At 36.2% G+C, this 13,631-nt stretch carries 13 protein-coding genes; all 13 read right to left on the bottom strand.

Going from position 1 to position 13,631, the window contains the following annotated elements:
- Positions 1–81: 81 nt before the first annotated feature.
- The 13 genes from IGJ46_RS02580 to IGJ46_RS02520 all read right to left on the bottom strand — a co-directional run bounded on the left by IGJ46_RS02580 (position 82) and on the right by IGJ46_RS02520 (position 13,604).
- Positions 82–1,530, bottom strand: a complete 1,449-nt coding sequence (locus tag IGJ46_RS02580; RefSeq protein WP_002355612.1) for a helix-turn-helix domain-containing protein — start codon at positions 1,528–1,530, stop codon at positions 82–84.
- Between the two features lie 3 nt (positions 1,531–1,533).
- Complete coding sequence (locus IGJ46_RS02575; RefSeq protein WP_010775629.1) at positions 1,534–1,983, bottom strand: hypothetical protein; 450 nt, start codon at positions 1,981–1,983, stop codon at positions 1,534–1,536.
- A gap of 201 nt (positions 1,984–2,184) precedes the next feature.
- Entirely contained in the window at positions 2,185–3,279 is a 1,095-nt protein-coding gene (locus IGJ46_RS02570) for a DUF916 and DUF3324 domain-containing protein (protein ID WP_010774524.1), read from the bottom strand.
- 75 nt (positions 3,280–3,354) lie between these two features.
- Positions 3,355–4,095, bottom strand: a complete 741-nt coding sequence (locus tag IGJ46_RS02565) for a WxL domain-containing protein (RefSeq protein WP_002375974.1) — start codon at positions 4,093–4,095, stop codon at positions 3,355–3,357.
- Positions 4,096–4,117: 22 nt separating this feature from the next.
- Complete coding sequence (locus IGJ46_RS02560; RefSeq protein ID WP_218391435.1) at positions 4,118–6,217, bottom strand: lectin-like domain-containing protein; 2,100 nt, start codon at positions 6,215–6,217, stop codon at positions 4,118–4,120.
- A 19-nt stretch (positions 6,218–6,236) separates the two neighbouring features.
- Entirely contained in the window at positions 6,237–7,016 is a 780-nt protein-coding gene (locus IGJ46_RS02555) for a WxL domain-containing protein (RefSeq protein ID WP_010712020.1), read from the bottom strand.
- Positions 7,017–7,032: 16 nt separating this feature from the next.
- Positions 7,033–7,764, bottom strand: a complete 732-nt coding sequence (locus IGJ46_RS02550) for a WxL domain-containing protein (protein ID WP_002361269.1) — start codon at positions 7,762–7,764, stop codon at positions 7,033–7,035.
- Positions 7,764–8,147, bottom strand: coding sequence for an LPXTG cell wall anchor domain-containing protein (locus IGJ46_RS02545; RefSeq protein ID WP_002355604.1), 384 nt, complete (start codon positions 8,145–8,147; stop codon positions 7,764–7,766). Before IGJ46_RS02545 ends, IGJ46_RS02550 begins: the two co-directional genes overlap by 1 nt.
- 178 nt (positions 8,148–8,325) lie before the next feature.
- Complete coding sequence (locus tag IGJ46_RS02540; protein ID WP_002355603.1) at positions 8,326–9,276, bottom strand: rhodanese-related sulfurtransferase; 951 nt, start codon at positions 9,274–9,276, stop codon at positions 8,326–8,328.
- 153 nt (positions 9,277–9,429) lie between these two features.
- On the bottom strand, positions 9,430–10,140 hold the full coding sequence (locus IGJ46_RS02535; RefSeq protein ID WP_002355601.1) for a DUF1003 domain-containing protein: 711 nt from the start codon (positions 10,138–10,140) through the stop codon (positions 9,430–9,432).
- A 98-nt stretch (positions 10,141–10,238) separates the two neighbouring features.
- Entirely contained in the window at positions 10,239–11,405 is a 1,167-nt protein-coding gene (locus IGJ46_RS02530) for a serine hydrolase domain-containing protein (RefSeq protein ID WP_218391433.1), read from the bottom strand.
- 152 nt (positions 11,406–11,557) lie between these two features.
- On the bottom strand, positions 11,558–11,938 hold the full coding sequence (locus IGJ46_RS02525) for a VOC family protein (RefSeq protein ID WP_002358720.1): 381 nt from the start codon (positions 11,936–11,938) through the stop codon (positions 11,558–11,560).
- Positions 11,939–12,212: 274 nt separating this feature from the next.
- Positions 12,213–13,604, bottom strand: coding sequence for an L-cystine transporter (locus IGJ46_RS02520; protein ID WP_002355598.1), 1,392 nt, complete (start codon positions 13,602–13,604; stop codon positions 12,213–12,215).
- Positions 13,605–13,631: the final 27 nt, after the last annotated feature.

Raw genomic sequence — 13,631 nt, 5'->3', positions numbered from 1 at the left:
CTATTCATATGAATGTATATTCATATTATAAAACACTTGGGTGGTTTTGTAAAGACTTAAACACAAAGACAAGCGATGATTCTATTCGATAGGATCACCGCTTGTCTTTGTCGATTCTTTTTGTTGTTGATATTTTTCTTCTTGAATAGTCAATAATGATTGCGTTAAATTGACCCAATCAATCGAACGAGGTGGATCCAGCCAAACCATAACTTTACTCTTTTCTTCTTGATACAAGTTATTTAAATTGGTAATCACCACATCTGGTAAGGTATCTGATAACGGGTCAATAATTTCTACATTTAAATTCACATAGACGGATAAATTTTTTTTGATGAATTGGTTATACTCTTTTCCATAAGAAAAATCAATTAGGACCTTGGCTGGCTCTGCAATTAAATGAACCGGAACATGATTAATTAGCAACAATAGATAGTTAAAAAACAAACAGTGATTGGCTTTCGCAATTTTTTTATGTTTTGCTGTTAACCAACGAATATATTCAATTAAATAAAAATAAAATTCCGGATATGTTTGCTTAAAAAACTGTAAATCCATTTCAAAATCGTCAAACATATTAATCGGAAAGTAAATAACATTGAAATGAATAATTGCTAACCCTTCTTCTAGAGTATTCCTTGTTGACTCCTCTAAACAATTAAATGCTTTTTCAAAACTTCCAATGAAAACACGAGTTAGGCTTTCAATCGTAGGATCTTCGTGAATAACATATTTTTTCTCTAGTTTGCCATGCAAATACAAGAAAAAAACAATCGTATACGTTAATGATTTTGAGGCCAATGCCCATGCCACTTGCGATTTTTTTATTAGTTCCTCTGAAAATGTATTCAGTGCACGCGTATCGATCCCTTCCACCGCACGTCCTTCGTTGTTAATCATAATAGCTAAATAATGGAAAAAATTGCGTCGCTCATAGGTGGTGAAAGTATAGTTTAACTCAACAGACTGTAATACACGTTTCGCTTCATTATAGACTTTTACCGAATATAATTCGGAAATCGGTTGATTGGAAAGCGTGAACAATTTATACAAAAAAAATGAAATTGCTTTTTGATTGCCGACAATTTCCCGCTTACTAAAATAGATCTGATACTCCTTTAAGGCTTTTTTTAGCCGCTGTAAGGTACTATACGCCACAGAGGTGCTGACATGATTACATTCAGCAAACTTTGTCAAACTATAATTTCCTCTAAAGTAAGACAACACTAATTTAAAAGAGAGCGATTCTGTTAAGTATTTCGTGAGCAAAAGTTTACTTGAATAGTTTCCATCAATTTCAAGTGTAACATCTACATCAGAAACGACTAAAGTTAAGCTGTCGCTTAACTTTAGATTGTCAATATCTGCTTTTAATTTTTCTAATGTTTTTTTGACTAAAAAATTCGACATTGATAATTCTTCGCGAAGTGCAATAAAAGTACCTGATAGCGTGGGACTTTCTTCTAAATGCCTTAGCAAGGAATAACTTCGTTGATCTTCTTTATTTAAAAAAATTTCATAATTCATCATTTATCAGTTCTTTCTCCCATAAATAGCCGTTCCTACTAATTCCCGTATGAAATTCAAGTAAAAAGTGTTTTGCCCCTCCGTTCCAGCACCGCCTGTGCTATTTGGTACAATGGTGATATGGCTAGCATCAAATAATTCATCCGTGAAAAATACTTGATGCTGACTTTTCTTGGAAGAAGGCCTTTCTTCATTTGTTTTTGGATTATTGGTTGTCACTTCTTTTTTACTAACGTCTTCGCTACTTTCTTCCGCTTGCGTTTCGCTAGTAATAGTACTTTCATTTGTTTCTTCCATTTTTTCTGGTGTGCCAGTATTCTCAATCGGATAAATTTCTTCTGTTGGATTGGTCGGATTATAAATTGGATTCCGTTCTTCTGCTGCTTGCACAGTGGTTACTTGAAAAAACGAGAGTAACAATGTACTCCATAATAGTAAATGTTTGTATTTATCCATTTTTCTCACATATATTGCCAAATACTTTAGCTACATAACAAAACAAAAAATATAACTAGTAAAGTGGTATCAGACGATATTTAACAATACTCCTTCTTATTATTTCTTTTTTTGAGTTAGGTTTGTTGAATAAACTGCATGTTTGATAAGTAAAAACAAACAAAAACGTTGCCGATAATCAAATCAAAAATTAACTACTCTTTATATTTCTCTTTCGTTTTTTTCCTGTTTCTTTTTTCGCCAAATCAACCAAGCAATGATTAAAATCACTATCAATAATAGTAGTAAGCCAATCATCAAATATAAATTCGAATGATTTTCTTTTAAGGTGACATCTTTTTCATTTAATTCTTTGGCAACTTCACCATTAATTGTAAAGTCTTTTTCAAATTGCCATTGATTTCTAAAAGATATCGATTCATTGTTTATTGATTTTTTAAATGAGCCTGCAGCATCTTTATTCCCAACAACGGTCATAGACAAATGGTAATCTCCTGGCTTAAGTGGTTGCCCTTTTAGCGCAATAGGAACAGAAAAATTGGTATTTGGCGCAATTTGCATGTTTGCTTTTTCCTCTTTATATAAAACTTCTTCATGCCCCTTTTTGGTAATCTCTACCGAAAATGCAACTTGGTTAATATATGTTTTTTGATCATTTTGTAGATTGACTAAAATCACATTTCTAGCATTAATCTGTCCTGGTGAGACTTTTTTCAAAAGTAAATTCGGCTCAACCTTTTTTTTATTTTGTTGCATCAATAATGCAACGACATACGAATATTCATTTTTAATGGATAACCCTTGACTCTTATCGTCTTGGCGTTTGCCTTCATCCGACGTTTCTTCTTTAAAAGTGATACCACTAGCTAACACTCCATCAAAGGGTGTATTAGGCATTTTGACGTTAATAGAAACCGTTTGTTCACTTTTCGGTTTTAAACGAACTGAGCTAGGGTATTGAACGTAGTCTTTTATATCAAACGCTAAACTTTGATCTTTTTTCCCCTTATTTTCACCATACTCCACGATTACATTTGAATTGGTAATGGCACTATTGATGGAAATACCTACCTTTACTTCTTTATCTGTATCATTGCGCAAGTTCACTTTCAACTCAGTTTCTTCATTTGGTGCTAGTAATAAATCAAAGTAAGTTTTTTCTTTATCTACTTGTTTTTCTGATGGAATAGGCGTAACCGCAAAATTAAATTCACTGGCATAACCATTGCTAGGTACTAACGCTAAAAGAATTAGTAGTATCGGAAAAAAAAGAAATCGTTGTTTTTTTCTGTTCAAATTATTTACTCCTTTTCTATATGTAGTGAATAGCAGGTAACCATGTTTCCTGCTATTCTTCTTTTTAAAACTCGTTTAATTTCCTGGAGCGTCTGTCAACGTCCATGTTAATTTTGTGGCGTATTTTTCAGCGTATTTGGTTGTAGAACCTGGAACAGTTAACTCAATACTTTTAGCAGCTGTAGTTGCATCTGTTCCCCAATCAAATAAATAAGTTCCTGCACCGTTTCCTTTCGCTGCACTCATTACATCTGATTGACTACCATCTGAATTTAGCGTGATTGTGGCTGGGCCTGTTGGTTTGCCTGAATCTGAAGCAGTCACTACATTTCCGTTTTTAAACGTGATAGCTGCCCCAGTCAATTCTTTACCAGAAGTTGATTTAAATTGTCCTTCTTGTTTCACTTTTAATGACCAGCCAGCTTCGGTTCCACGGTTATCTGTTACTTGGACATAGTTAGGCCCTTCTTTGACTTCATCGGTTGCGCCTACTGTCTTGTATTTTTGGGTAGCAGCAAAATAAGTCTGATCCTTCGACGTGATTTTTTGAACACCGAAGTCTAGACTTGACGCATAATCAATTGACAACGGACCGTTTGTTCCTGGATTAGGACCTTCAGGATCTGTTGGGTCAATAGGATCAACTGGATTAGTTGGATCCGTTGGGTCAACCGGATTAGTTGGATCTTCACTTGGTGTAAATTCTACGATACCATTAGATGTATAACTACCGCCATCTTCTGCAAAGGCTTGAGAAGTCATGCCTAAGCTCCCTAAAATAAATGTGGATAAACATACTGTTGTTACTTTTTTCATTTTCTTTTCTCCATTCTTTTCTTTAATTTCCTGGTACGTCTTCTAACGCCCAAGATAAACGAGCTTTAAATGTTCCAACTCTTTGATAAGCTACAGGAACATTGATTTGAATTCCTTGTTGTTTTGATTCATCAAGTAAAGCTGTTAAATCTGTTTCACCTTTCTGATTACTTTCTAAAAGCGTAATTGCCTCATTTGTAATCTGAGAGCTTCCAGCAGTTGAAACGAAAGAAAAAACATCTGGCATTACAATTGAATCATTCGTTAACGGTTGCGTTTGCTTTAGTTGCAAGCGCCAATTATTTGCGTTACGTTCATCCACGACTTTGAGTCCTTCGGTGGGATGCCCAAGTTTAATTAGTGGTTGATTACGTATCTTTTCCGTACCAAAAGTAATCTGTTTTGGTGCCTCTTTAAAATATAGTTCCCCTAAACGATAGTAAAAATAAATATCTTTTGTTTCCTCTGTCATTGTTCCTTCCGCATTGCCTGAGTCTTTTGTAAAAACATAGCCAGAAATATCTAGGGGTTTTTCTTGATAGGGTGCACCAATTTTCCCTGTTACACTTTTAGGTGGAGCAATATCTTTACCTTCCGCGTCTTTATAAAAAACGGTTACTGTTTTTTCTGTTGGTTTAGGAATAGTAATCGTTACATTATTTGACTTTTGCAGTAAAGTTCCTTCTTCATAATAGTCAAAGTTCATAGTTAAAACTTTTTCGGGCGTATTATCTTGAAGGGTTGTTTTTAATTCAATAATCATGTCCTTCTTTAAAACTAGGTAGTCATTTAAAGCAATTGTTAAGTGATTCCCTGTTTGTGTCAGATCTTTGGCTGCTACCTTTTTACCATCAATCGTTAATGAATTTTCTTCATATGCTAATTCATCAGGTAAGTCAATGCTTACTTGCGGTTGACGATCTTCGATAAAGTCATTGTCAATATTCAACGTATTCCGTAGCCTCACCTGATCATTTTTCACTGCTTCAACAGCTGAGCTAAACTCCTGACCATTCACGCTAAGGGCTGCTTGTGACGTAACGTTGGTAGGAATTTGTGTCATTGCTAAAGCATTCTCTTGGTATTTGCCACCTGTGGATGATGTAAAGCCCCAATAAACCGTTGTTGCGCCAAATTGTGTATTTAAATCTGAAACTACATACGTATTCGTGCCCACACCTTCTAAATCATATGTTAATGCTTTGGTTGCGGCATTCCAATGAACAGTCAACATGCGCCAGGTTCCATTAGATAGATAGGTTGGCGCAACGGTGACGCCTGAATGCTCCCCTGTATAGCTGTTGTTATTAGCTTTCGGAGTGACAAAAGCTAAATGCCCATTTCCCTTATCTTGTGAAATTTCTCGGTCCATTCGGTTGGAACTACCAGTATTTTTATAGGTATCAAACTCAATCGATAAGGCATTTCTAACATAAGGTTGACCCGCTTTCGTGGAGTATGCACCGATTCCCATCCCAGGTGAACCAATGACTTCTTGAGGTGTTGTGGACATTCTAGGATCATTCGTTAAGGTAAAGGTCATACCATCACCAGCATTTGCATACTCGTTTCCTAAATACAAATAACTTTTAAAGGTAAAATCCGACAATAAACTGATTGGTTTTTTTGACCAAATAGCTCCTTTTTGTGATTTAACAGCTGGGTTTAGTTGTAATAACTTCCCACCTTCTAAAATACTTGTTGCATTTCCAATTGGCTCTTGAAATACCTTGTCGATTGGAATGATATTAGGATCATCTGGCAATGAAGTAGCGTATGGCGCAGCCAACATGCGCGGCTGTGGTTCAACTATCGCCGATTCCGTTGCACTGTTATCGTCATCCTTTTGTTGTTCGCTAGGTTCTAAAGTAGCCGTTGATTGGTCTGTTTCTGCTGGATGATTATCGGTTGTTGTTGTCGTTTCTAGGGAAGGTTCTTGCTCTAATGTTTCCGAGTGAGAAGGAGCGCTAGTTGCCTGATCATTGGCCGATTCCTCCACTATTTCCCGATTGACTTCGTTGATATTTGTCGAAGGATTACTAATCGCTTCGCTAGTAATAGGCGCAAGGAGTAGTAAGAATAAACTACTTGCCAAAAAGACTAGGCTTTGTTTGTTTCGCATCTCTCTTCACCTCTACTTTTTAAATTCCTGGTACATCCGTCAACGTCCACAATAATTTTGTTTGATATTTCACGGCATCTTTAGGGGTTGACCCTGGTACTGATAGCGCAACATCTTTTGTAACATTAACATTGTGTACCGTATTGGTTTCATCGCGTTCTGCAACCACTTCTACTTTGCCCCAATAAGTAGCCCAAGTTCCTGCACCGGTTCCTTGCTTCGCAGCTGCCACTAGCGATGCGGTCCCTGGAACAAGGGCAATCTTATTTGTTGCCTCTGGTTTCACAACATTTTGCGCATTACTATTAACAGTCGGGTTAGCTAAAGAAATTTGCGCACCTGTCAACTGACTATTTAAAGTCGCCTTTGTTGCTTTAAATTGCTCCTTTTGCGTAACCGTTAAAGACCAACCACTATTGGTTCCTCTATTATCAGAAATTTGCACAAAATTTGGTGTTTCTTTTTGATTTTCTTGATATTGCTGTGCTCTTGCAAAATATACTTGGTCTTTATTCGAAATACGATTTTTCCCAAAGTCAAAACTTGAAGCATAATCAATAGACAGCGGTCCTTGGGTACCAGGATTGGGACCTTCTGGGTCTGTCGGATCAATTGGTTTGACTGGCTTTTCTGGATCGGGATTTTCTGGATCAACCGGGTCTGTCGGATCTACGTTCGGAATAAATTCTACTAAACCATTCGAACGATACTCTTTTGGCTCTTCTGCCTTCGCTTGTAAGGACCAACCAGCAACTGCAAATGTACTGCATAGAACGATTCCTGTGAATTGTTTTTTCATTGCTTTTCTCCTTTATTTAATTATTAGCGGGCGTATCTTCTAATGCCCAAACTAACTTCGTTGAATATTGTTGTGCAAGCTTTACAGATTTTCCGGGAACGAATAGTTGGACAGCTTCTTTATTTGTTGCTTCATTTGAACCAAAGCGATAAACCCAAGTCCCAACACCTGTTTCTTTTTTAGCGTTCATCGCTAGATTATTATTTACACCAGGTGTTAAGGAAATAGTACTACTAACTTCAGTAGGTTTATATTTTTCATCCACCATTGAGGCAGCTTCTGCCTTTGTAAACGTTAATTGAGCGCCGACTAGTTCCTCTCCAGTAGCTGTTTTAAATTGTTCAGGTTGGGAAAGCGTTAGTTTCCATCCTGCTAACGTTCCTCTTTTATCAGTTACTTGTACATAGGTTGGTTTTTTTGAACCATCTTTCATTTCATCTGGCGCAGCATAATACGTTTGATCTGCCGTAGAAATCTTTTGTGTGCCAAATTTAAATTTTGACCCATAATCAATTGATAAGGCACCACCCGTTCCTGGCCCTGGAGGATCAATTGGGTCTACTGGATCAGTAGGATCGGGATTTTCTGGATCAACTGGCGGTGTGATTTCGTTATCGCCTGCTTCAAAAGTAATTGTGCCTTCCGTATTGTATTCTTTCGGAAAAGTTTCTGCTGCTGATGCGTTTATTGCTTGAAACCCTACGCCTAAAAGTATGGTTGCCGATGTAAGTAAAACAGTTTTTTTCATTAAATAAGCTCCTTCTCTCGTTTCATTTTATTAATTAAATAAATGACTACCCCCAACAAACTAACTCCTATCAAGGAATACAGCGGATTTTCAGACTCGCCTGTTTTAGGTAAAACTGCTTGTCCAGAAGCAGCTAAATTGTTTCTTCCCTGTTCTTCTGATTGTTGGGTATATGCTACGTCATTTGACTCTTTTTCATTCTCATAAACGTAGGTACCATAGAAGCTCGCTTGACCATTTGATTCATAATTATTTTCTTCAGCCATAACGCTTTTTGTTTGCAACCCAATGATCAACAGCCCTAAACATACCAAACTAAACCTTTTTATGATTTTCATCTGAATTCCTCCTTCCCCATTTTCAACATTGACTGGCCCAGCCAATAAACATTATATAAAAGAAATATTTATTAGATTTTTTTATTTTTTTCAGACGCTTTTAAAAAATAAAATGGTTTTAGCTAAGAAAGCTTTAAAATCAACACTTTTAAAGACAAAAAAATAAACAAAAAAACTTCAAAAAATAATTTTCGAAGTTTTTTTGTTTATTTTTTTATTATTTTTATACTTCAACCGCTTCTAACAAAGCTAAACGTTCAGCAACTTCTGCTTCTGTTAAATTATGTTTTTTTACATAACGGTTGGCAGGATGCTGGCTACATTCTAATGAGCAGCCACCTAAATGTTTATGTTCATTTTCTTCTGAAGTTAAGATTTGACGATTACATTCTGGGTTTGCACAGTTAATGTAGCGTTCGCAAGGTGTTCCATCAAACCAGTCTTTCCCAATAACTTTTTTATCAACATGATTAATTTCGACACTGATTCGGTCATCAAAGACATACATTTTGCCATCCCAAAGTTCGCCACGTGTTTCTGGATTTTTTCCATAGTTGGCGATACCACCATGCAATTGAGCAACATCTTCAAATCCTTCTTTTAATAACCAGCCAGAAAATTTTTCACAGCGAATCCCGCCAGTACAATAGGTAACAATTTTTTTATCCATAAATTGTTCTTTGTTCTCGCGAATCCATTGTGGTAACTCACGGAAGCTACGGATATCTGGGCGCACGGCACCACGGAAATGACCTAAATCATATTCATAATCGTTACGAGCATCGATTACAACAGTGTCTTCGTCTAATAAGGCTTCTTTAAATTCTGCAGGTTCCAAATATTTCCCCGTCGTTTCTAATGGATCAACGTCTTCTTCTAAGTTCAACGCCACTAATTCAGAACGTGGGCGAACAAACATTTTGCGGAACGCCATTTCTTCTGCTGGATCAATTTTAAAGAATGTATCCTTAAAGCGCTCATCTGCTTGCATTGCTTCCATGTACTTTTCTGTTTCTTCGACAGTACCAGATAACGTTCCGTTAATCCCTTCTGTCGCTACTAAAATACGGCCTTTTAAATTTAATGATTTGCAAAAAGCTAGATGCTCTTTCGCAAAAGCTTCTGGATCTTCAATTGTTGTATATTTGTAATAAAGTAATACTTGGTATTTCATCTTGTTTTCCCCTTTTGTATAAAGTCATTCTATCCCATTATACGGTGAATAAAAAAGGGAAAGCGATTATTTTGCTTGTGTATTTACACACAATAAAAAAGTAGCTCGTTGTTGCGTAATAATTATTACGCAACAACGAGCTACTTTTTTATACTACTCCTTTTCAGAAGTCGCGGCGAGTTGTTCTTGCAATTCACCTAAAAGTTCAATTTGAATATTTTGGATTTTTACCAAATTTTCTAGTTGATTATTGATAATATAATCCATTTTCTCATGTAATAAATTAATTTCTACTTCTGCTTTTAAGTTAATTTTATAATCATTATTCGCTTGTTCTCTATCACGGGCTTCTTGTCTGTTTTGACTCATCATAATAATCGGTGCTTGGATAGCTGCTAAACAAGATAAGGCGAGATTTAGCAAAATATAAGGATATTTGTCAAATGGTTGTCCCAATAAAGTGGTAGAGTTAATCACGATCCAAGCAATCAACACGAAGCAAAAGAAGCCAATAAACACCCAGCTACCGCCAAATTTAGCAATGGTATCCGCTGCTCGTTGGCCAAAGGTTAATTTCTTTTCCATCTTTTCATTCATATTATTGGAAATCAGCTTATCTTCTTTGATATGTTGAACCACCAATTCATTCAGTTGTTGGATTTTTTCAGAATCATTTGCGACCAATTGTTTCATGTAATCCAAACGATAATTAAGTAACTCCGCCAATGTAATCATCGATTCAGCTGTCAATTGTGGATTGTTTTGGAGAATAAAAGCTTGCGTTTCCTGTTCTATATCTTGAAGATAAATGTTTTTTTTCGTTGATTCACCAATAACAACTTGTTTATTTTTTGATTGCTTCATCTTCGTCACTCCCTTTGATCGTTCTTCCCTTTATTTTAATATAAAGTCTCTCAGAAGAAACCTAAAAAGGCTTTGGAGTGATCGTTGTTGCTTCTGCTTTAAAATTTAACAGTTAAATTGGTTACATCATGGAACAACGAACCAATTAATTCTTTGTATTTCGCTGGATTCACACAATTAGTTAGCAATATGACCCCGGTTTTCATATCTTTTGAAAATAAAACCAGGGCTTGTTGACCCGCTTCAACGCCGTGTAAGCGTAAATAATTATCATGAACATAGATGCCGCCATGATAAGAACTTTGCTGAGAAGACGTCCATAATTTTTGCAAAAGTGCGGTGGAAACTAAGTGTCCACTCATTAATTGATGTAAGTACCAATACAAATCACCTGTCGTCATATCCACATTCCCAGTTCCAAATTCATGGGCAAAACTAGCTGCGGGAATTGAGAGCACTTGATTATACGAATTGTCTTCTGTCCATTTATAACTTGTTGAATTATTGGGTTGTTCCAATAAGGTTTCATAGAAGCCAAAATTCTTTAAACCAGCCGTTTTGTGATAAAGATTATTAAATAATTCTTGATAGGTACGTTGATACATTTTCTCTAACATTCCTGCTAAAAGGACAAAATTTACTGGGGAATAATTGTATTTTCCTTTATTGACTTGAATGGTATTTTGTTTAACAAATTGAATAATTTCTTCATCGGTAACGATATTATTAGGCATTGCTGATAACTTTAAACCGCTTGTCATATTCAACATATCGCTAATCGTAATATCCTCAGCACCTTGAATTTGCGGATAAAACGTAGCGAGTTTTGTATCTAATGTAAGTTTACCTTCTTCAATCGCTTTTAAGATCAAGGTTGTGGTAAAAGATTTTTGAATTGAGCCAATCTGAAACCTTGTGTTTGGCGTATTGGCTTGTTGCTTTTCAAAATTGGCAAAGCCATATCCTTTATTTACTAAAACCTGATCATCTTTAATGATCAAAGCCGAACCAATATAATTTGTTTCTTGAATTTTTTGATCAAGTTCGCCACTATCGGGTGCAACTATTTCTTTCGTTAAATTCGCATAATTATCACTTCGGCGATCTTCTTCCAAGACCACTTTCGATTCTTGATTAACTTGTGAATCTCTAGTGAAAAAGAACGTTTTTATTAAATAACCACTACCACCAATCACCACCAACAAACATACTATAAAAAGCCAATTCACTCCTCCATGTCTTTTCTTTGCATGTCGTTTACGCATACCGCTTACCTCCGCCTATTCTATTAACAGCATTATCATACGCTATATTTTCATGAAAATTACAGATTTTAGTAAAATTTATAAAACTTTCAACTTTTATAAAAAACAGCTTGGCACCAGAATCTAGATTGATTCTGGTGCCAAGCTGTTTTTTATTTACTTTCTTGCCCCATCACAGCAAAGTAATTATCATCGTTATCTGCAAAATTAAAAACTAAGCCTGTTGGCAATTGAACCATTTCACCAACAGTAACGCCAGCCTCTTGCATTTTTTTATAGAGACCAATGATATCATCGCTAGCAAACATTAGAGAAGGGGTATTCCCCGCCACTTCTGGTGAATGTTTTTGAATAAAGGCCAAATCATATAAAACAATAATCGCTTCTGCTGATTCACTTGGTGCAATTTCTACCACCAATGTGCCGTCAACTTCCTCTCTTTCCTTTTCAACAAAGCCAAACGTTTGCCAAAATTGACTAGATTCCTCAACATTATTCACATATAACATAATCTTTACTTGGTTTGAAAACATTCCTTCACGTCCTTTTGAATTTAGTTAACAACTTATTATATACGTTCTTTTAAATAATTACTGCACTTTCGCTTAAAATCCAAAAAAAGAGCGTGGAACAAAAATCACTTTGGATTTTTGTCCCACGCTCAAAAACTAATAAACGGCGGGAACAGAAGCAACTCCTTCGGAAATAAGCCGAAATTCTCCAAAAATTAAAGAACAATTTCCGGAAATTTCTTCTTACTTCTCGGAGTTAAACACTTCTGTCCCGACCTCTTTTCGTTTTATTGATTTAGATATTTGCATCTAAGACAACGTCGCGATCATTTAAGACATCACGATCTAATTCATGAATACGAGCACTTGTTAACACGCCTGCAACCATACTATCGTTAACGTTAACAGCTGTCCGCGCCATGTCAATAAGTGGTTCAACTGAAATTACTAAACCAACAATTGCAACTGGTAAGTTCATTGCGCCTAAAACGATTAGAGAAGCAAAGGTTGCTCCGCCGCCGACACCGGCTACGCCAAATGAACTGATTGTGACAACTGCTACTAACATTAAAATAAATTGTAAACTAAAGACATCAATTCCAACAGTTGGTGCAACGATGGTTGCTAACATAGCTGGATAAACGCCGGCACAACCATTTTGTCCAATAGATAAACCAAAACTACCAGCAAAGTTTGCTGTGGCATCATCGACACCTAATGCTTTGGTTTGTGTTTCAATATTTAATGGTAAAGCTCCTGCACTTGAACGAGAAGTAAAAGCAAAGCTCAAGACTGGAAAAACTTTTTTTAGATACGTAACTGGATTGACTTTTAAAGTAATTAAAATCAGCATGTGAATGGCAAAAACAATGATTAAGGCCACATATGATGCCAACACAAATTTACCTAAGTTAATAATCGCAACAAAATCACTTGTTGCTACAACATTAATCATTAACGCTAACACGCCATAAGGGGTCAAGCGTAAAACTAAGGTAACAATTCGCATGGTAATTTTATATAAACTATCAATTAAATTTGCAAAAAATTCAGCTTCTTTTGGCGCTTTACGACGAACGCCTAAATAAGCGACACCAACAAACGCAGCAAAGATTACCACCCCAATGGTACTCATTGGTCGTGTTCCCGCAAAGTCAGCAAAGACATTTTTAGGAATGAATGAAACGATTTGTTGGGGAATCGTCAAATCTTGAATCGCATCTTGACGCGTCGCTAACTCGGCAATTCTTGACGTTTCTGCAGCACCTTGCGTGAATTTTGCCCCTTGAAGACCAAACGCTAAGGTTGTTCCAATCCCCACCAAGGCAGCTACTGCTGTTGTTCCTAGTAAGGTGGCTAACACATTAAAGCTAATTTTTCCTAATTTATTGGATTCTTTCATTTTTGTAAATGCACCTACAATAGATACAAATACTAACGGAATTACGAGCATTTGTAGAAACGCTACATAACCATTACCTACAATCCCGATCCATTCCATTGATTGCGTAGTAATTTTACTGTCTGTACCAAAAGCAAATTGAATAATTGCACCTAAAACAATCCCCACGCCCAATGCTGAAAAGACACGTGTTGAGAATTTTAAATGTTTCTTTTGCATTTGGTAGAAACCGAATAACACAGCAATAAATGCAAGGATCACTAATACAGTGATGAATGTTGTCATTTTAGTTCCTCCCTATGTTTTTAATGA

The organism is Enterococcus sp. AZ120, assembly GCF_050546165.1.
In the GTDB taxonomy this organism is placed as follows: domain Bacteria; phylum Bacillota; class Bacilli; order Lactobacillales; family Enterococcaceae; genus Enterococcus; species Enterococcus faecalis.
The sequence above is the reverse complement of the archived record's forward strand: the minus strand, read 5'-3'. Positions and strand labels throughout refer to the sequence as shown.